Origin of the sequence: Guptibacillus hwajinpoensis (assembly GCF_020524165.1) — a bacterium.
Classification (GTDB): domain Bacteria; phylum Bacillota; class Bacilli; order Bacillales; family Guptibacillaceae; genus Guptibacillus; species Guptibacillus hwajinpoensis_D.
Window position 1 is genome coordinate 187,239 of record NZ_JAIVKU010000005.1, and the last position, 17,720, is coordinate 204,958.

25 protein-coding genes are annotated in these 17,720 nt (G+C 40.8%); 10 read left to right on the forward strand and 15 right to left on the reverse strand.

Translation table 11 applies throughout. The features are described from left to right. Positions 1-109 precede the first annotated feature (109 nt). The 8 genes from LC090_RS13920 to LC090_RS13955 all read right to left on the reverse strand — a co-directional run bounded on the left by LC090_RS13920 (position 110) and on the right by LC090_RS13955 (position 5,159). A complete protein-coding gene (locus LC090_RS13920) occupies positions 110-382 on the reverse strand; it encodes a hypothetical protein (protein WP_226658636.1) in 273 nt (90 codons plus the stop codon). 85 nt (positions 383-467) lie between these two features. Beyond that, on the reverse strand, positions 468-1,262 hold the full coding sequence (gene fdhD, locus LC090_RS13925) for a formate dehydrogenase accessory sulfurtransferase FdhD (protein WP_226658637.1): 795 nt from the start codon (positions 1,260-1,262) through the stop codon (positions 468-470). 2 nt (positions 1,263-1,264) lie between these two features. Next, a complete protein-coding gene (gene moaA / locus LC090_RS13930) occupies positions 1,265-2,284 on the reverse strand; it encodes a GTP 3',8-cyclase MoaA (protein WP_226658638.1) in 1,020 nt (339 codons plus the stop codon). A 131-nt stretch (positions 2,285-2,415) separates the two neighbouring features. After that, positions 2,416-3,237 carry a DUF6612 family protein gene (locus LC090_RS13935; protein WP_226658639.1) on the reverse strand — a complete coding sequence of 274 codons (822 nt, stop codon included), beginning with the start codon at positions 3,235-3,237 and terminating at the stop codon, positions 2,416-2,418. A 117-nt stretch (positions 3,238-3,354) separates the two neighbouring features. Further along, positions 3,355-3,837: a ribonuclease H-like YkuK family protein gene (locus LC090_RS13940; protein WP_226658640.1), complete on the reverse strand. Its 483-nt coding sequence runs from the start codon at positions 3,835-3,837 to the stop codon at positions 3,355-3,357. An 85-nt stretch (positions 3,838-3,922) separates the two neighbouring features. Continuing rightward, on the reverse strand, positions 3,923-4,135 hold the full coding sequence (locus LC090_RS13945) for a DUF2188 domain-containing protein (RefSeq protein ID WP_226658641.1): 213 nt from the start codon (positions 4,133-4,135) through the stop codon (positions 3,923-3,925). Positions 4,136-4,184: 49 nt separating this feature from the next. Continuing rightward, the gene (locus tag LC090_RS13950) at positions 4,185-4,424 is read right to left on the reverse strand and encodes a hypothetical protein (RefSeq protein ID WP_226658642.1); all 240 of its coding nucleotides are present in this window, start codon (positions 4,422-4,424) and stop codon (positions 4,185-4,187) included. Between the two features lie 66 nt (positions 4,425-4,490). Beyond that, entirely contained in the window at positions 4,491-5,159 is a 669-nt protein-coding gene (locus LC090_RS13955; RefSeq protein WP_226658643.1) for a DUF4397 domain-containing protein, read from the reverse strand. 163 nt (positions 5,160-5,322) lie between these two features. On the opposite strand from LC090_RS13955, the gene LC090_RS13960 reads away from it, so the two are divergent. The 6 genes from LC090_RS13960 to LC090_RS13985 all read left to right on the forward strand — a co-directional run bounded on the left by LC090_RS13960 (position 5,323) and on the right by LC090_RS13985 (position 7,313). Beyond that, positions 5,323-5,544: a spore germination protein gene (locus LC090_RS13960; RefSeq protein WP_160920091.1), complete on the forward strand. Its 222-nt coding sequence runs from the start codon at positions 5,323-5,325 to the stop codon at positions 5,542-5,544. A gap of 80 nt (positions 5,545-5,624) precedes the next feature. Further along, positions 5,625-6,233 (forward strand): spore germination protein GerPC, encoded by a 609-nt coding sequence (gene gerPC, locus LC090_RS13965; protein WP_226658644.1) that lies wholly within the window; start codon positions 5,625-5,627, stop codon positions 6,231-6,233. Beyond that, positions 6,230-6,409, forward strand: a complete 180-nt coding sequence (locus tag LC090_RS13970) for a spore gernimation protein GerPD (RefSeq protein ID WP_226658645.1) — start codon at positions 6,230-6,232, stop codon at positions 6,407-6,409. Before gerPC ends, LC090_RS13970 begins: the two co-directional genes overlap by 4 nt. A 12-nt stretch (positions 6,410-6,421) precedes the next feature. After that, positions 6,422-6,811 carry a spore germination protein GerPE gene (locus LC090_RS13975; RefSeq protein WP_226658646.1) on the forward strand — a complete coding sequence of 130 codons (390 nt, stop codon included), beginning with the start codon at positions 6,422-6,424 and terminating at the stop codon, positions 6,809-6,811. Positions 6,812-6,870: 59 nt separating this feature from the next. Then, a complete protein-coding gene (locus tag LC090_RS13980) occupies positions 6,871-7,086 on the forward strand; it encodes a spore germination protein (RefSeq protein WP_224595229.1) in 216 nt (71 codons plus the stop codon). Between the two features lie 14 nt (positions 7,087-7,100). After that, positions 7,101-7,313 (forward strand): spore germination protein GerPB, encoded by a 213-nt coding sequence (locus LC090_RS13985; protein WP_224595231.1) that lies wholly within the window; start codon positions 7,101-7,103, stop codon positions 7,311-7,313. Positions 7,314-7,337: 24 nt separating this feature from the next. Here LC090_RS13985 and adhP read toward each other — a convergent pair whose 3' ends face one another. Together adhP and LC090_RS13995 are read right to left on the reverse strand one after the other, a co-directional pair. Beyond that, on the reverse strand, positions 7,338-8,351 hold the full coding sequence (gene adhP, locus LC090_RS13990; protein WP_226658647.1) for an alcohol dehydrogenase AdhP: 1,014 nt from the start codon (positions 8,349-8,351) through the stop codon (positions 7,338-7,340). Positions 8,352-8,447: 96 nt separating this feature from the next. Further along, the gene (locus tag LC090_RS13995; protein WP_226658648.1) at positions 8,448-11,168 is read right to left on the reverse strand and encodes a transglycosylase domain-containing protein; all 2,721 of its coding nucleotides are present in this window, start codon (positions 11,166-11,168) and stop codon (positions 8,448-8,450) included. Between the two features lie 144 nt (positions 11,169-11,312). Here LC090_RS13995 and LC090_RS14000 point away from each other — a divergent pair, with 144 nt between their 5' ends. Further along, complete coding sequence (locus LC090_RS14000) at positions 11,313-12,146, forward strand: superoxide dismutase (protein WP_226658649.1); 834 nt, start codon at positions 11,313-11,315, stop codon at positions 12,144-12,146. 49 nt (positions 12,147-12,195) lie between these two features. On the opposite strand, the gene LC090_RS14005 is transcribed toward LC090_RS14000, so the two are convergent. Both LC090_RS14005 and LC090_RS14010 read right to left on the reverse strand, forming a co-directional pair. After that, a complete protein-coding gene (locus tag LC090_RS14005; protein WP_226658650.1) occupies positions 12,196-12,519 on the reverse strand; it encodes a hypothetical protein in 324 nt (107 codons plus the stop codon). 109 nt (positions 12,520-12,628) lie between these two features. Next, entirely contained in the window at positions 12,629-12,961 is a 333-nt protein-coding gene (locus tag LC090_RS14010) for a hypothetical protein (protein WP_226658651.1), read from the reverse strand. Positions 12,962-13,006: 45 nt separating this feature from the next. Here LC090_RS14010 and LC090_RS14015 point away from each other — a divergent pair, with 45 nt between their 5' ends. The 3 genes from LC090_RS14015 (at position 13,007) to LC090_RS14025 (ending at position 14,223) form a co-directional block, all read left to right on the forward strand. Then, positions 13,007-13,480 (forward strand): glycine/sarcosine/betaine reductase selenoprotein B family protein, encoded by a 474-nt coding sequence (locus LC090_RS14015; RefSeq protein ID WP_226658652.1) that lies wholly within the window; start codon positions 13,007-13,009, stop codon positions 13,478-13,480. A 235-nt stretch (positions 13,481-13,715) separates the two neighbouring features. Continuing rightward, complete coding sequence (locus LC090_RS14020) at positions 13,716-13,865, forward strand: hypothetical protein (RefSeq protein WP_226658653.1); 150 nt, start codon at positions 13,716-13,718, stop codon at positions 13,863-13,865. A 205-nt stretch (positions 13,866-14,070) separates the two neighbouring features. After that, positions 14,071-14,223, forward strand: coding sequence for a hypothetical protein (locus LC090_RS14025; RefSeq protein ID WP_226658654.1), 153 nt, complete (start codon positions 14,071-14,073; stop codon positions 14,221-14,223). A gap of 257 nt (positions 14,224-14,480) precedes the next feature. Here LC090_RS14025 and aceA read toward each other — a convergent pair whose 3' ends face one another. The 3 genes from aceA to LC090_RS14040 all read right to left on the reverse strand — a co-directional run bounded on the left by aceA (position 14,481) and on the right by LC090_RS14040 (position 17,697). After that, on the reverse strand, positions 14,481-15,761 hold the full coding sequence (aceA, locus tag LC090_RS14030) for an isocitrate lyase (RefSeq protein ID WP_226658655.1): 1,281 nt from the start codon (positions 15,759-15,761) through the stop codon (positions 14,481-14,483). Positions 15,762-15,791: 30 nt separating this feature from the next. Next, the gene (locus LC090_RS22180) at positions 15,792-16,838 is read right to left on the reverse strand and encodes a hypothetical protein (RefSeq protein WP_226658656.1); all 1,047 of its coding nucleotides are present in this window, start codon (positions 16,836-16,838) and stop codon (positions 15,792-15,794) included. A 361-nt stretch (positions 16,839-17,199) separates the two neighbouring features. Continuing rightward, positions 17,200-17,697: a DinB family protein gene (locus LC090_RS14040; protein ID WP_226658657.1), complete on the reverse strand. Its 498-nt coding sequence runs from the start codon at positions 17,695-17,697 to the stop codon at positions 17,200-17,202. Between the last annotated feature and the right edge of the window lie 23 nt (positions 17,698-17,720).

Sequence of the window (17,720 nt, forward strand, 5' to 3'; positions counted from 1 at the left end):
CTATCTCTAACGAGCTTTCTCTTTCTTTACCACTAAAAGAGGTTAGCCAAACCGATCCCAGTTTCCTCTCTCCATTAAAGACGAATAGAAGAACGAGAAAGTTTCAAATTCAGTAAGAAAAAACAAGAGCAATGACACCAAATGCAATTAGGAAGAGCCCAATCATCACACATGTTATCGTCACGATCCACCAAGGAATAGAGTCAAGAGCTTTTGTTTCAATAAAGAAAAAAATACTTTCATCTTTGTTAGAAGCTTCCGAGGCTCTTGCTCGTCCAGCCGTATTTGACTTTACAGCCTCAAGGCGATGAAACAAATACCGGGGACTCCCTACAAACGCAACACCAGCAATCCAAAAAATCACAGCTATTGTCCAAGCCATACTTGATCCGCCTTTCTCTAAACGCCTGTTTGTTCAGTAGTATGAACGACTTTAACAAAAAAAACACCTCAAACTGTTGAGGTGTTTAGCGTTTGATACGTTCTGGCTTCGTATACACATTGAATCTTCCGTGACGAATAAAGCCAACTGTTGTGATGTTTAAATCATCAGCTAATTGAATGGCTAGCTCAGTAGGCGCAGATTTCGAAAGTAGAACGCCAATCCCCATCTTGGATAGTTTTATGACAACTTCGGATGAGATTCTACCGCTAAATGCGACGCTAAGATCTGACGATTTAAGCTGATGGCGAAGCGCATAACCATATAATTTATCAAGGGCATTGTGCCTCCCAATATCCGTTCGTGAAGCTAAAAGTACGCCGTCTTTAAAGATAGCGGCATTGTGAACACCACCAGTTGTTTTAAAAGTGGTGGATTGATTTTGAAGTGCTGTCATATTTTCCAGACATTCGTCTGCCGTTAGATTTGGTGCCTTCATAATGGTTCTAGCCGTTTTGGAATCACTTTGCAGGTAAAAGTGTCTACTCTTTCCACAACATGATCCAATTACTCGTTTTGTATATGTTTCGGATGTTAGAGGAACGTGAACGCTTGCTTTTACGTTTACAATTCCCTGACTTTCATTAAAGAGCATTTCCTCAATGTCGCGAGAAGATCGAATGACTCCTTCCGAAGCTAAAAACCCAGTTACCATGTCTTCTAAATGGTCTGGTGTACACACGAGTGTTGCGAATTCTGTATGGTTAATCCGAATGGTTAATGGCTTTTCGAGAGCAATTTGATCTTCTTGTTCAACCCATTCGCCTGCTTGATAGCTCAAAACCATTCGATCTGTTAGATGTTTTGATTCATTCTCCATCGTTACCCACCTATAAAGGACATTTCAATCTTTTCTCGCGTTAAAACACTTTCTTCCGTTCGCTCGTCTGAATAGCGGTCATCCCGCCCATTCCATAAATTTGCTAACATGCTCCTTAGCTCTTCATCTGTTGCACCATTTCGTAATGGGTTACGAAGACTTGTTCCTTTTGAAGCAAATAAACATGTGTAAAGCGCACCATCTGCAGAAAGGCGTGCTCTTGTGCAACTTGAACAAAACGAATCGCTAACAGAGGAAATAACGCCAATCTCACCAGCTCCATCGAGATACTGATAGCGCGACGCCACCTCTCCAAAATAAGATGCATCCACTGGTTCTAGATCATATACCTCTGATAATTGGTCAATTATCTCCTTTTTGCTCATCACATGATCAAACTTCCAGCCGTTTGAATTGCCTACATCCATGTACTCAATGAAACGAACGATATGGCCACTATTTCTAAAGTAAGATGCCATAGGAACAATTTCATGATCGTTAACGCCCTTTTGCACGACCATATTGATTTTCACTTGAAGCCCGGCATCTGCAGCAGCTTGAATTCCTTCAAGGACAGGCTTAATCTTTGTACCTCTTCCATTCATCTTGCCAAATATTTCATCATGAATGGCATCTAAGCTGACATTCACCCGGGTCAAACCCGCTTTTTTCAGCTTAATGGCTTGTTTTTTTAATAGTGAAGCATTTGTTGTAAGGGCGATATCCTTTAACCCGTTAATATCGGATAACATGGCTATCAAAACATCAAGATCTCTTCTTAAAAGTGGCTCGCCTCCGGTGAGACGAATTTTTTCCACTCCCATTTCCACAAATAAACGAGCAAGCCTTGTCATTTCTTCAAATTGCAAAAGACTTGTTTTTGGAAGAAATTCATAATTTGGACCGAACGTTTCTTCTGGCATACAATAGCGACAGCGGAAATTACAACGGTCTGTAACTGATATGCGAAGATCCCTTAGCGGTCGTTTCAGTTGATCATATACGAGATTTTCTGTTGGCATTATCTTCGCTCCTTTTATACAATCCTAATGTGCTAATCGTAACGCTTCCGTGCACTTTTTTCCAGTAATAACGCACTTCTTCAAACTCATGCACATAAAAAAAGTGCTGCTTTACGCAGCACTCACATAAATCACTCACTCATCCCTGGCATTTCCTGGGCCTGTTCCACCACTTCTGCCGGCACTTTCACTTCTTCAATTTCATTATACTGATCATAAGTGGAATCTAATTCCATCATAGTTGATACCGTTTCACCTTCCATGCTCATGTCACTATCCATCTTCATTTGCAATTGAACAGGAAGATAGCTGTCCTTATTAACCGTATAAGTGTATGACACTTCATTTACTTTCATTTGATCCATGGCTTCTTGCATCATTTGATTTTGTGAACCCATTTCTTCCGCGGTTTTTTCCATTAAACCCTGAAATTTTTCACCGGATGCTTTAAGTGACATGACATAAGTTCCATCTTCTTCTGTTAACGTAAATTCATCGACATATTCTAACAACATTTCCATTTGCTCTGCAGGATCACCCTGTGTTTCTTGGAGAGTAAGCATTTCATCCGTCATCTCATCAGGAAGCTTCATCCACTGCTCTCCCTGCTTCATAAAAAAGCCTTCTTCCGTAAAATATTGTTCTGCTTGCATACTCTCCCCATTCGCCGTCATCTCAATCATCTGATGGAATGCCATTGGGTCCATGACCATGTCTGACTCAATGACGCTTTTTATTTCCACCTCTTCTTCACCAGACCCAAGAGTTTGCGTCATATCTGCATTCATGTGGAAATATTGAATATCTTCCTGGGCAGCAATGGATTTCTCAAACACTTCTTTCGCATCAATGCCTTCCTCTACCTTTACTTCCCCACCCGATTCTGTTGTACCACTGCATGCCGTCAAGATAAGCATGAGCGCACTAACGATTCCAATCATTCTAACCTTCATTTGCCTCTCCTCCTATTTTTTCATCTACTAGTTATACGATCAGATGAGGAAGAGGTTTCAATAATTATCCATTCATTCCAGTTAAAACAAAAAAACCGGCGTCATCGCCAGTTTAGATTAACTAATAGACTTAGTATAACGATCTGCTACGCTGCTTGCTCCATATGAATCAGGCTTAATCCGCGCAATATACCCTACGGAAGTTACCCATCCAACTACTTCCTGGATGATTTTCCGCGTCTCACCTTGTTTACCTACGTCAAGATGAATTTCAATTGGCCATGTTTCTAGTAGAGCTGCAAACCCTTCATTTTTTAACGATTCCATGAGCTCAAGACTCATTTCAGTCTCTTTGTAAATACGATGCCTGAGCTCATGAATCGGCTTTTGTTTTACTTTCCGATAAAAAATTCGTGCTCCTTTTCCGACACGGTGAATAATGAGGGCCGTGACAAACTGAGTGGCTTTCCGGCTTGTCTGCGAATCGGTTCCAATAACGATACGATAGGTTCCTTTAGGATCTTCCTTCGTATAGTTTTCAATCAACTGTGTGACCTGTTCGATCGTTACTTTTCCAGCTGTTGGACTTATAAAATCCATGAATATTCCCTTCTTTCATCAGGATAGTAGTTAGTACTATGTTTATTCATAAGCTAGAAAATATGTACGACTCGAACAGAAATCTCTACTCGTTATATAAACTTCGATCTGCAATCTGCCCATTTTGTTGATGAACAACTAGCTCTGAAGGTCTGTTTTCATCACAGAGTTGCCTTCCAAACTGGTAAGCGTCTTCCTTCGTATCGAACGTTTTCGTTGCGCGCACCGCGCTATCTTTCCTTATTTCCCAAGAACCCGTTGATCCATTTTGAACGTGATAAGTGGTTTTTGTTTTCATCTGATTACCTCCTCAACTACCACATACCATTCTTTATGCGTAGATAAACCTACGCTCTTGAAAATGGCAGTATTTCAGCAGGCTTTTTTTGATGAACAATTGTGATTGTCTTATATCCTTCTTTCTCTTTCGATAGAAATGTTCTACTTGTTATGGGTCGTTTAGTTGACCACTTAATAGAAGCTGGATTTTGCCAGGAATCATGCGTAATGAGCTCTTGTTTATAGTAGTAACAATTGCCGCTCATATAACGCTCACAGATATAGCGTACCGTTTGTTTCGTATGCATTTTTTGAATTACTCCTTTACTATATTTTTTAATTAATAAAACCGCAGCTAAGCTGCGGCTTTATTATTATTTCCCATCTTTTACAAGAATAACGTTTAGTGCAGGGTCTCCATCTAGTAATCCTAGTGCAATCGCTGTATAGTTTACTCCTGCTTCAACTGGTAAATTAGGAAGGTCTAGCACAGCATTATCCGTACCAGCTGCTCGAATTTCTAAATTGTACGTTCCTGGATCAATCATTTGGTACTCCGAGTTTTGAGTAAAAGCTAGATTTTTAATTAGGGCATCGCCATCCTTTACTCCTATATCAACAGCAGGTGCATTTGGAGAGGCGTGGACCGCTCTTAAACCAGCTTTTTCACCTGATCCTTTCTGATCTTCTAACACTTTAAGTGCAAGATTCTCGAGCTTACCGATCGCCAGTACTGAATAATTTTTCCCAGCTTTAACCGATAGTTTTTGTTCAAGAACCGGCTTCCCTTCTCCGTTAGCTGATGAAGCAAAGACTTGGATGGTCTTTTCCCCAGGTGCAACCATCGCATAGTCTGTCACATCTTTGAAAGCTGCATTCTTAAAGGCCGGTTGACCATCGACATAAATATCAACTGCTGGTGCATCAGGTGAAGCATGAATCACTCGAACATGTGCATTGTTATCCTTTTCTGCTGCTAAGCTTTGTGGGGAGATTGCGACGCAAAGTGCTACCACCATGATAAAACTCCATAACCATTTCATAAAATACATCCCTTCCTATTTGTTTGTTGACTTGCCTATTTTTTACTGAAAGGGAATTAATATTCATGAATTAAAGAGAGGTTCATCATATCTCTTCTTTTCGAACGAACACTTTTTTTTCGCATACAGTAGTAATGAAATCTGTTTGTAAGGATGTGAAATCATGCCGGCAATCGTCGGAGCTATAAAAGTAAACACGATCGGAAGTAGTGGCGTTTTCCACGTCGGCGATGTCTTTATTGTATCTCCAACAAGTGCCATACGGACATTTGCAGGTGGAGGCTCCTTCAATACCGGAGATGGGTTGAACGTGAGCAGTTCTTATAGCGTCACAAGTGTGAACGATAGCGATGTTGCGGATCAAAATGTTGTTGCGAATATTTAAGAGGGCATTCACCTAATTATGTTCACAACATACAATTAAATAAGGTGAGACCAACATTTTGATACGGGAGTTGATGGTCAATGTATCCAAACGATAATTTCTACGCGATTTTGCAACGGATGCAACAAAGCATTGAACAACAAAACAATCGTATCAAAATGCTTGAAGATATGATTGATGAGTTAAGAGACAACTGCAATGAGTTATCAAAATCGCCTAAAACGAACATTGAAAAGATTGAATACAAGTTTGATCAGTTAAAAATCGAAAGACTCGATGGCACTTTAAACATTGGTCTTACACCTAATGGAGGATCTGATATGCTCAATGATTTTACCGTTAATGGGGGCAACGGCATGAATCCTTCAAATGTCCCGCCTGAAGCGGTTCAATCCATTCAGCAAAATGTTCAATCATATATGCAAAACGGAGCCTTACAGAAGCTTGGTGAATTAGAAAAGAAATTCAACTATCCGCTTGATGACCCTTATCGCCATTTTATCTTGAATGATATTCAAAAGCAGCTTGATCAAAGAATTAATTATTATGTTAATCAACAAGTGACACGCACACCAGATGGAGATGTTGAGCAACTGGTAAAGGATGTTTCTGCAAAAATCACACGAGATATTTCAAATGGAATGGAAGCTTTTCTAAAAAACTTACCAGGAAGGACTGATTTAAATTGAATTACACCGTTATTAACCGGGGACTATCAGTCGGTCACATCGAGATTACAGCTGTCGCAAGCTCATCTGTGTTTCTTGTAGGTGACACAGAATCAATCGTTTGTTCCTCCATTTTTGATACACCACCTGAATCTTTAATCATCTCGAGACCATTTGTACCTTTATCAACATCGTAAGGAATTGATTCGATGTATAGCCGATCATCACTAGTAAACTGGATTTATGTTACTTCTCTAGACAGTAGTGGAACTGTACAAATTGGCGACAGTAATCAAATTACACCAGAAACAAAAATTTATGCGTTACAAAGAGAACAACCTATTTTTGATAGCAATGAAGTGGAAGATCTGTCCCAATTCCCAATTTACTCACAGCCACTTCCACTCCCTCTTCTAACTGAAGATGTCAGACAAACAACCATTCACGAGCATCCCATCATTAAGGTTGGGAGTATACACGTCACAGGTATCGCTGCTTCATCCGTGCTACACGTAGGTTCTACAAAATTCATTCGATCAGAAGCTCGAGTGAAGCATAATCGTGAATATTTCTCTGACCCTAATGACGATGAAGATTAAGAACGCATTGGCTTACGAGCACATACACTACGATATAACGAATCAAAGGGTGTTCATATATGCCTTCAATCGTAGGACCAGTTAAAATTAATAGCGCAGGTGGCGTGGTGAACTTTGGTGATAGTTTTAACACCACACCAAAATCAACATCGAAAACATATACTGGTTCGGGAGGATTTAATACAGGGGATTTCCATATTGTGAACAACGGATTCAGCTTAACGAATTCCCTTGATCCAGATGTGGCGGATGAAAACATCACCGCTAACAATTAGGGAGCTGAGTATTCGTGAATTTCTTTGTGAACCAAAACATCGTCATTCACCAGCTCAGGGTCGATGGAATTTCGAATTCATCTGTTCTCCAAATTGGCAGTGCTGGTATCATTAAACCACTCTCAAACCTCTACAACACAGGTGGATATACAGAACCTGCTCCTGAGCTTTCATCAGCACAAGTTTCTGAGGAAACACCATATGTGCCACTTGCTCCTCCAACGTAAAAAAACCGCCATATGGCGGTTTTTTTATTCAAAAGTAAGGACAACTCTTCCGTTAATGTCTCCATTTTCGAGTTCTTCAAAAATTTGATTAATCTCTTCGAGAGGACGCGTCTCAATGATTGTTTTCACTTTTCCTTCAGCTGCAAATTGCAGAGCTTCCATTAAATCTTTACGCGTACCCACTATTGAACCAATCACTTTTACCCCATTTAACACCGTATCAAAAATAGGAATTGGCATTTCTTCTGGTGGTAATCCGACAGCTACCACGGTTCCACCTCGACGGACTGCAGCATATGCTTCGTTAAATGCGGGTTTAGAAACGGCTGTACATACCGTCGCGTGGGCACCGCCAATTTCTCTATGAATAAATGCTGCTGAGTTTTCTTCTAACGGATTAACTGTAAGATCTGCGCCTAGGTCTTTCGCTAACGTTAACTTTTCATTATGGGTATCAACGGCTACGACATGAAGCCCCATCGCTTTCGCGTATTGAATCGCAACATGCCCTAAACCACCTATTCCATAAACGGCTACCCATTGCCCGGGTTTTGCCTCCGTTACTTTTAGTGCTTTGTATGTTGTGACGCCAGCACAAAAGATCGGTGCCACTTCTTCAAAACTTAAGTTATCTGGAATTTTCACGGCGTAATCAGCGTCTGCTTTACAATATTGCGCGTAGCCGCCATCAACGGAGTAGCCTGCATTTTGCTGCTCTTTACAAAGCGTTTCACGTCCTGTTAAACAATACTCACAATGTCCACATGCCGAGTATAGCCAGGGGACACCAACACGGTCTCCTACCTTAAAATGTGTAACTCCTTCTCCCACTTCCTCAATAACACCAGCCCCTTCATGACCGGGAATCAGCGGAAGTTTTGGTTTAACTGGCCAATCACCATGGGCAGCATGTAAATCCGTGTGACACACACCACACGCTTTGATGCGTACTAATATTTCTCCATGTCCAATGACAGGTTTGTCCACATTCTTTACTGATAGCGGTTCTTTAAAGGCATGTACAACGGCTGCTTTCATAGGTAAAAACCTCCATTTGATGAATGAAATTTCGTTTCCTTCTTCATCATAATGGAGGCTTTTTGTTTTGACTGTTACATTTGTCACAAGTTATGATTATTCTTCTGACTTTTGTTCCTTTGTTTTGTTCACTGCAGCGTCCTCGGTTGTCTGTGAAGAATTTGTTTGTTCTTCAGTAGACGTGTTTGAACTTGACTCACTTGTTTCTGTATTTTCCTCAGATCCTGACACCTGTCCATTATCACTGCTGCCGTTAGATTCCTCTTCTGTATTAGAAGAAGCTTCATTCGTTGCGTTGTCTTCATTTCCACTTGCTTCTGTATCATCTGACTGGTCTGTGGTGTCTGAACTTGACCCATCTTCTTCGGTGCCAGATTCTTCTTCATTCGTAGCTCCATTACCTGAACCTTCATTACTTGACCCTTCATTACCTGAATCATCATTATTCGTTTCTGGTGTTGTCTCACTTCCGTCAGTATTCTCACTCTCAGCATCCGTAGGATCATCAGATGTTGGATTTTCCTCAGGTTCAGTTGATGGTTCAGATGGTTCTTTTTGTTCTTTAGGTTTGTTCGAATCTTTCTCTTCCTTAGGTTTTTGTTTTTCTTCTGGCTTTTCTGGCTTATTCTCAGGCTCTTTCTTTGCTTTTTCCTTAACGGTATCCTCTGTCTTTTTCTTAGGGGTTTCTTCTACCTTCGTCTTTTTCTCTTCCTGAACTTTTTTATCTGTAGACTTCGACTTACTTTCCTTTTCTACTGGATCCTTTGATGTTTCTTTCTTTTTAGGCAATGGCGCTTTTTTGGGTTCTTCTCCTTTAAAATACAGTTCTTTAATGATACTGGAAGAAGGGGTTGCTTTATTAGCACGTAGTCCAGTTGTTTTATCAATTTTGATTTCTTCAACTGAATCTGGCTGTTTAAAAGCAGGTGTTTCTTTATCTTTAGATACTTGACTCATCACATGACGGAACAACAATTTTGCAATGTCATCATCTTCTTTGTGAATGTAAGAATCCTGAGTTGTTTTATCATATCCGGTCCACACGGCTGCAGTATAATTCGTTGTGTACCCAGAGAACCATGCATCCGATACACCATCTCCATTAATGCCTTCCTCAAGACTAGTTGTACCAGTCTTTCCAGCTACATCTAGACCTTTAATCGCTGCCTGCATGCCAGTTCCTTCTTTAACGACCGTACGTAGCATGTCTGTAATCATATAAGCTGTTCCTTCACTCATTGCTTTTACTGGTTTGGACGAAAGCTGAAGTTCCTTACCATTTGGATAGACCACTTTTTCTACACTATAAGGTTCATGAAACGTGCCTCCAGAACCAAATGCTGCATAAGCTCCAGAAAGCTGTAATGGGGAGATACCTTTTGCAAAACCACCGATCGCGTAGGCAGGATATGTTTCTTCAATTGAAATTCCTAGTTTCTCAGCAAAGCCTTGCGCTTCTTCTCCTCCTACTTCCATAAAGGCTTTAATAGCTGGAATATTGTAAGACCATTGAAGAGCTTCTCGAATCGAAACGCTACCTTGAAACTCGTCATTCCAGTTACTAAATTCTTTACCATTTAGTTCAAGCTCTTCATCGATAAACTGTTGATTTGTCGACCATTTTAACTTTTCAATACCCGGAGCATAATCAAGGATTGGTTTAATTGTTGATCCTGGTGAACGTTGCAACTGAGTGGCATAATTGAATCCTTTTTGAACATCGTCTTCCCCAGTTTGTCGATTGCCACCAATTGCCCGAATCGCCCCTGATTGAGTATCAATAAGAGAGATACCTGCTCTAAATTTTTCATCTGGATATTCAACTACCTCATTTGTTGTGAGCGCCTCGTCGACTACCGTCTGTGCTTGAGAGTCTAGCGTTGTATAAATTTCCAATCCTCCTGAATAAAGAGCATCTTCAGGGATACCTGCTTTCTCAAGGTCATCAATCACTTGATCAATAAAAGCATCGTTCGTTGTAGAATGACTTTTTCTTTCAACGATTGAATCTTGAATGGCGACAGCTGCCGCTTCTTTACGTTCTTTTTCAGAGATAAACCCATGTTGCTCCATCAAGCTTAAAACGATTGCTCGACGATCATTGGCAACTTCCGGGTGCTTATATGGATCATATCCTGAAGGACGTTGTGGAAGACCTGCTAATAATGCAGCTTCAGCTGTCGTTAACTCGTCCAACGATTTATTAAAATACGTCTCAGCCGCCGTTGCAACGCCATATGCTCCCTGTCCAAAATAAATCTTATTTAAATACATTTCTAAAATTTCTTCTTTTGAATATTGTTTTTCTAATTCCATCGCAAGATAAGCTTCCTGAACTTTTCGCTTTACGGTTTTCTCTGGCTCAAGAAGCATATTCTTAACGACTTGCTGGGTAATTGTACTTGCTCCTTCTGCCCCAAAGCCGTCTTGAATATTAGCGACCACCGCTCCACCGATTCGTTTAAGGTCAACACCATTATGTTCCCAGTACCTTACATCTTCAACAGCGATAAAAGCATTCACTACATGTTCAGGTATTTGATCAAATGAAACAACCTTCCGATGTTCTTTTCCGACAATATCCGTTATTTTATTTCCCTCTGCATCAAATAAAGTAGATGATTGCGGTAAACTTAGTTTTTTCCCTTCAAGCGTCGGAGCTTCATTTATGTAAGCATACGTTTGGTACCCCCCAAAAGTAAGTACAAACACCATTAAAAAAGCCGCAGTTAATAAAACGTTCCGGACAAAATGCTTCTTTTTCTTACGACCTTCCTTCTTTCCTGTATATGCTTCTTGCTTCATATTTTTCCCCATTATTCTCCCCCTTAACGTAAGACTCCATAGAGAGGGGTTACCCAAATGTTTCATATTAAAAACATTTATTAAGAGATTGAAACAATTTATTACCATTCCTCATATAGTATTAACGTCTAGTTAAAATAGGAGGGGATGAAGGAAGTGTCAGATAAACTGCTTGAATGGGGATATCTTTTTAGAGATCGCGTCTTAGCTAGAAACGATTCTATAAATTCCTCCCTGCTTTTTCGAATCGAAGAGTGGTTAAATAAAAGGCAACATTCTACTCATCCATTAGAAGATGAACAAGAAAAGGAGCATTATGAAGTTGCTCACCACTTGTATACGGAATGGCGAAGCTTACAAAAAAACTCCGTCCCGATAGGAGAGCATACCTTACCCCCCTTGCCATACAATTACAATGCACTAGAACCAGCTATTAGTGAAAGAATTATGAAGCTACATCACGATATTCACCATCAAAGTTATGTAGACGGCTTGAATAAAGCTGAACTTGCTTTACAGAAAGCTAGACAGAACAATGACTATGGACTTATTAAACATTGGGAGCGTGAATTAGCTTTCAACGGAGCTGGTCACTATCTTCACACGCTATTTTGGCGGATTATGAGTCCGAAAGGCGGAAAACCGGATAGTGAACTTTTAGCTGAGATTCAAAATAGTTTTGGGTCATTTGATAAATTTAAGCAACAATTTACGAATGCTGCGGATAAAGTGGAAGGTTCAGGTTGGGCTATCTTAGTTTGGTCTCCCGTCTCCAGAAGACTTGAAATACTACAAGCGGAAAAGCACCAGAACTTGAGCCAATGGGATGTTGTCCCCCTACTTGTGATTGACGTATGGGAGCACGCATATTATTTGCAGTATGAAAATAAACGGAAGAACTACATCGAAAACTGGTGGAATGTTGTGAATTGGAATGAAGTAAACAAACGTTTTGCAAAAGCTAGTCAATTAAAATGGAAACCGTTCTAACAAAATAACAAAGGAAAAAGCAAAGGTCTCCCTTTGCTTTTTATTACGTTTATGCGCGGTATGGTCCATATCCATAAGGTGGTCGTCCTCCAGGATTTCCAGGGTACCCATAGCCAGGACCAGGATAACCGCCATAACCAGGACCTGGATATCCGTATCCTGGTCGTGGAGGAGGATATCCGTATCCGCCGTATAATCCTGGAATTAGAAAAGCTGCACCTAACAACCCTCCTGCAAGTCCTCCTGCAAGCCCACCTGCAAATCCACCAATAAAGGGATATGGCCGCTGATAAACATATTGCCTCATTTCATGATTCATTCTTGTTTCTGGATAATGATAGAAATTCCCCTGTGAAGGGAAAAAATTGTCCATGGTCTCCTCCCTTTCCTGTTGGCTATCATGATAGTTGCCTACAGTATAAGGTATGAGAAGTTTCCTATTCGGGAAGGGGCATTAGCGGAGAAATACGAATTCTTAAGGGCTATAACCTGGGCCAATAAACACTAACCCAAACCACAGCAACCCCTGATACAAATAAATAAAGTTCTGGTGTTTTAGAAATATAAGCAAAATATTCAAGGAAGCTATGTCCAATAATAATTAAATTAAGTTCAAGAATTAACGTAACACCGCCAGCAACGGAGAGACCAAAACCAATTAAGAAAGTGAAGAAGCGAATGATCATTTGATTAAGGCGTTTCTTCTCTTTATCATAGCGGCCTGTCCCTCCTTGCTCATTTACTATCCATCCTATTTCAAAAGGATGACGTTTATGCTGTTCAGGACCTTTTACTTTTGTTTTTTTTGCATACATGCTAAAACAAAAAGGTATCATAAATCATGCAAGAAGGAGGATAATATGATAGAAAAAGTCGAACAAGCCGTTCAACAAAATTGGGTTCCTTCATTTCGATACGAAAAGAATGAAACGAGCCCTTTTACCCCATTTAAAAAAGACTTAAGTAACGCAAAAGGTGCCGTTATTTCAACAGGAGGCTTTTATGTAAAAGGCCAAACACCCTTTAATGACAATTTTGGTCTTGGGGATCCATCTTATCGGGAAATTCCAGTTTCAACTGCCTTAAAAGACCTTTCCATTTCTCATGAACACTATGATCAAACAAATGCAAGGCAAGATGCGAACGTACTCTTCCCACTTGACGTGATGAAAGAACTCCGAGATGAAGGTCGCATTGGTGAACTTGCCGAAACGCACTATAGCTTTATGGGATATATCCCAACACCGCATCCGTTAAAAAACGTAACAGCTCAAGAAGTGGCCCAAAAATTACTTAAAGAAAACGTAGACTTCGCTTTGTTGGTGCCTTCCTGACCAGTCTGTCAACAGTCGGCCGGTCTGGTCGCACGCGTACTTGAAGAAAACGGTATTCCAACCATTACATTAACCATGTCTAAAGAAATCAGCGAATACGTTAACGTTCCACGCTCTCTCTACAACCGCTTCCCATTCGGCAGCGCCGTAGGACAACCTAACAACAATAACCAACACAAACAAGTCCTAAACAAAGCTCTCGACGTCCTCGTCGAAGCTAACGAAGGTGGAATGGTTGAAGAATCGGGAATTAAGTTTAAATAATGAAAAGCGAAGACGAGCGGTTAGAAACGGAGATATTGGAGCTTTTGAACGAGAACACGGTCTTTGTGTTCTGGTGAAAGAGCGAAATATCGCAGTTTCTGCGAGTCGTAGCTGGACATGAAAAGCGGAAGCGGGCGTCTAGGGTCGACAAGAGCTGGAGGCCTATCAAAAGAACACGGTCTTTGTGTTCATTTGATAGGGTGAAGCGATCGAGACCCTGCCCGCTGCAGCTGGATCAATGAAAAGCGGAAGCGCCCGATTAGACACGGCAGGCACTGGAGCCTTTTCATTTGAACACGGTCTTTGTGTTCGGATGAAAAGGTAAAGTGACCGAGTGTCTGGGCGCTGCAGCTAGACATGAAAAGCGAAGACGAGCGGTTAGAAACGGAGATATTGGAGCTTTTGAACGAGAACACGTTCTTTGTGTTCTGGTGAAAGAGCGAAATATCGCAGTTTCTGCGAGTCGTAGCTGGACATGAAAAGCGGAAGCGGGCGTCTAGGGTCGACAAGCGTTGGAATTGATCTAAAAACCAATTTCGCGGAATTAATCCTATTTTTGCGGATATATTCGATAAATCGCAGAATTATGATTACTTTTCGCTGAATAATTTGAAAGATCGCGGAAATATGTATATTTTCCTCACATAATCCGATTAGCTAGTACCTTTTCTCACCCATTTCCAATGTAATACCGAATTGCATACAAAAACCGGCTGAAATTCAGCCGGTTTTTCTTTTATTTCGATGAAGTGAACTGTTCTTCTTCAGTGGAGCCTTTTAAAGCAGTAGTGGAGGAAGTTCCACCTGTAATCACTTGTGATACAGCATCAAAGTAACCTGTTCCAACTTCACGCTGATGTCTTGTAGCAGAATAGCCATCTGCTTCGCTCGCAAATTCAGCTTGTTGAAGTCTTGAGTACGCCGCCATACCATGGTCCTTGTAATCTCTTGCAAGCTCGAACATGCTATGGTTTAGAGCATGGAATCCAGCAAGTGTGACAAATTGGAACTTGTAGCCCATTTTTCCTAATTCACGCTGGAATTTAGCAATCGTTTCATCATCAAGCTTCTTCTTCCAGTTAAATGAAGGGGAACAGTTATAAGCGAGTAGTTTACCAGGGAAGCGCTCATGAATCGCATTTGCGAATTTTTGAGCTTCTTCTAAATTTGGTTCAGATGTTTCACACCAAATAAGGTCGGCATATGGTGCGTAAGCAAGACCTCTTGCAATCGCCTGATCAAGTCCTGGTTTCGTGTAGAAAAACCCTTCAGGAGTACGTTCTCCTGTTAGAAATTCACCATCATATTGATCGACATCACTTGTAATTAAGTTCGCTGCGTTAGCATCCGTCCTTGCAATAATTAACGTCGGCACGCCCATTACATCTGCAGCTAAACGTGCTGAAATTAAATTTTTGACAGCCTGTTGCGTAGGAAGAAGAACCTTCCCTCCGAGGTGACCACATTTCTTCTCAGAAGATAGCTGATCCTCAAAATGGACTGCCGCTGCACCAGCTTCAATCATTGACTTCATAAGTTCAAACACGTTTAACGCTCCGCCAAATCCAGCTTCTGCATCGGCAACAATAGGTACAAACCAATCACGATCATGAATTCCCTCTGAATGTTCAATTTGATCTGCGCGTTGGAGAGCTTGATTAATTCGCTTTACAACTTGCGGAACGCTATTCACCGGATATAAGCTTTGATCCGGATACATTTGCCCTGAAACATTTGCATCTGCGGCTACTTGCCAACCGCTTAAGTATATGGCTTTTAAGCCAGCTTTCACCTGTTGAACAGCCTGGTTACCAGTTAAAGCGCCTAACGCATTAACGAAATCCTCTTCATTAACAAGCTTCCATAAGCGTTCTGCCCCTCTTTTTGCAAGGGTGTACTCAATTTGAATAGAACCCTGTAACTTCAGCACATCCTCAGGTGAATATGGACGTTCGATTCCTTTAAAACGCTCTTGCTTCCAGTTTTCTTGAATTGATGCCGCCGTTAGCTTTGTCATTATCATTTCCCCCTAGATTTAGTTAAATTTTTATACAACCGTGGTTTGATTTGAACCATTTAATAAATTTAAGTACTCCTGGCGCTTCTTCCAGATTTGATTTGGTTCAGGCATATAGTGATTCCAGATTCCCTCCATCATCTTAAGCAGATCGGGATCTGTCACGCATATACCATCAAACCCTTCTACGGCTTCACGCGTTCCCTGTTCAAAAAGATCTGCATTTGTGTTTCTTTCACTAGCAAGACCTTCTCGTATCACGTGTGTTTTTCGCTTGTGACCGATACTGATTACGTACCTTGCGACGTCCGTTATCCCCCTGCCATCTTCTGCTACTAAATGAATCCCAGCACAATGATCACGCAACTCATAAAGTATTTCTTCTAAGTGATGAACGTTTTCCCCTGTAATGGAGATACTCGCTTTAATGGTTCCTTCTTTTAAATTCTGTTCTCTTTCTAAATAAGAAATCAATGTATTCCACCATCGTGCTTCTTCATAAGTCGCCAGCCCTTTTAAGCAAAGATATGGAGCTGAACCATTCCTTACTAATGTTTCGGTATGATGAAAGATATAAAGACCAAAATCCACAAGGCTAGCTGATAGACATAAACCATTTAGATCGTCATTTCTTCTCCAGTCAGAAGGGGTAATCATGACGGCCATTGGTTTCGGAACGGTGTGGAAAAAATTCTGATGAATAAACTTCTTCACAAGTTCCTGTGCGTTCAAACGATCATTAAGAGACAACGACTCATAGGAATAATCAGCTATGAAAAGATTGGTCCCAGGTTGCCGGGAGTCCAATACTGTTTCTATATTAGTGGCTGAACTTTTGAGAATGACGCGTCGATCTTGAAGATCTTTTCGAACAGGCTTAACTTCCCAATTCGCATTCCTTATCTGCTGAGTTTCCGTCAGCTGCTTACTTTCGACGAATGTTCGATGTTGCTGTTCGTCTAACTGTTGCAGATCTTGATGAAAGCGACGATGGAGCTTCTCTAAAAACACCATCGCCTCCTGTGTCAGTAAGCTACTTCTATGAACGTTAGCGCTTTCAATCACTTCATCAAGCACAGCTTCCCCTCCTATTCAAGTCTTCCGCTACTGTTACAGCGATGACAACCAATGCACCCTTCTCCTTCGCAGTGGTGACAGCCTTCACTCTTTCTTTCTTTCCCATGACAATGTGGACATTCAAGCTCGCCATTTCCATAACAAGTGTAACAATCCATTTTTAATTCCCTCCATCTGTTATAATACAATTTGTTTTATTTGTTAGTATTATATAACAACTTTTCAAAAGTGTTCAACCTTTTTTTAGAAAATTTTAAAAACTTGTGATTATGACAAAGTACTGCCTTTAGCAAGTTCTTTTTCGAACTTTATTTGTGTCCAAACAAAAAAACGCGTGCTATACACGCGTTTTACTCTGTTATCATACAGTTTCTTTTTTCCAGAGTTCTTTCATTCCCTGGGCTCGTTTGATTCCACTAATTGTTCCAAGATGAAGATTTTCGTGGTTCATTAAAAATAACAGAAGCTCTCCAATGGTTTCGAGTTTCAAATAAGACCCGATTGAAAATTCACTCTGTAGTGGATCGTTTAATTTACCATCCAATTCGTTCATCCGAGTATTCTGTTCTAGTAAGTGGTGCTTTATTTCACTAAGTAATGGCGGAGTTTCCGTCCATTCGTCCGGCCTCGTACCAGCTTTGAATAGTGTAGTGTAAGAAACTGGGAGATTATTTTGTATTTCAGTAAAACGACTTAAAGCAAACTCGGCCGTTACCAGAATATGACCCAAATTCCATCGAACTGTATTTGTAAAACCTTCAGGAAGACGATCGGCTTGCTCTTCAGTCGTTGCCTCTAAAGCTTGAATCGTACGGTAACGCCAAAACGTAAATTGCTTTAACAGTTGAGAATCATTCATTTCAATACCGCCTTTCGTATCAT

Coding starts and splice junctions, on each gene's coding strand:
- LC090_RS13920 (WP_226658636.1), bottom strand. CDS start 382: ATGGCTTGGACAATAGCTGTGATTTTTTGGATTGCTGGTGTTGCGTTT.
- fdhD (WP_226658637.1), bottom strand. CDS start 1,262: ATGGAGAATGAATCAAAACATCTAACAGATCGAATGGTTTTGAGCTAT.
- moaA (WP_226658638.1), bottom strand. CDS start 2,284: ATGCCAACAGAAAATCTCGTATATGATCAACTGAAACGACCGCTAAGG.
- LC090_RS13935 (WP_226658639.1), bottom strand. CDS start 3,237: ATGAAGGTTAGAATGATTGGAATCGTTAGTGCGCTCATGCTTATCTTG.
- LC090_RS13940 (WP_226658640.1), bottom strand. CDS start 3,837: ATGGATTTTATAAGTCCAACAGCTGGAAAAGTAACGATCGAACAGGTC.
- LC090_RS13945 (WP_226658641.1), bottom strand. CDS start 4,135: ATGAAAACAAAAACCACTTATCACGTTCAAAATGGATCAACGGGTTCT.
- LC090_RS13950 (WP_226658642.1), bottom strand. CDS start 4,424: ATGCATACGAAACAAACGGTACGCTATATCTGTGAGCGTTATATGAGC.
- LC090_RS13955 (WP_226658643.1), bottom strand. CDS start 5,159: ATGAAATGGTTATGGAGTTTTATCATGGTGGTAGCACTTTGCGTCGCA.
- LC090_RS13960 (WP_160920091.1), top strand. CDS start 5,323: ATGCCGGCAATCGTCGGAGCTATAAAAGTAAACACGATCGGAAGTAGT.
- gerPC (WP_226658644.1), top strand. CDS start 5,625: ATGTATCCAAACGATAATTTCTACGCGATTTTGCAACGGATGCAACAA.
- LC090_RS13975 (WP_226658646.1), top strand. CDS start 6,422: ATGTATAGCCGATCATCACTAGTAAACTGGATTTATGTTACTTCTCTA.
- LC090_RS13980 (WP_224595229.1), top strand. CDS start 6,871: ATGCCTTCAATCGTAGGACCAGTTAAAATTAATAGCGCAGGTGGCGTG.
- adhP (WP_226658647.1), bottom strand. CDS start 8,351: ATGAAAGCAGCCGTTGTACATGCCTTTAAAGAACCGCTATCAGTAAAG.
- LC090_RS13995 (WP_226658648.1), bottom strand. CDS start 11,168: ATGGGGAAAAATATGAAGCAAGAAGCATATACAGGAAAGAAGGAAGGT.
- LC090_RS14005 (WP_226658650.1), bottom strand. CDS start 12,519: ATGGACAATTTTTTCCCTTCACAGGGGAATTTCTATCATTATCCAGAA.
- LC090_RS14010 (WP_226658651.1), bottom strand. CDS start 12,961: ATGTATGCAAAAAAAACAAAAGTAAAAGGTCCTGAACAGCATAAACGT.
- LC090_RS14015 (WP_226658652.1), top strand. CDS start 13,007: ATGATAGAAAAAGTCGAACAAGCCGTTCAACAAAATTGGGTTCCTTCA.
- aceA (WP_226658655.1), bottom strand. CDS start 15,761: ATGACAAAGCTAACGGCGGCATCAATTCAAGAAAACTGGAAGCAAGAG.
- LC090_RS14040 (WP_226658657.1), bottom strand. CDS start 17,697: ATGAATGATTCTCAACTGTTAAAGCAATTTACGTTTTGGCGTTACCGT.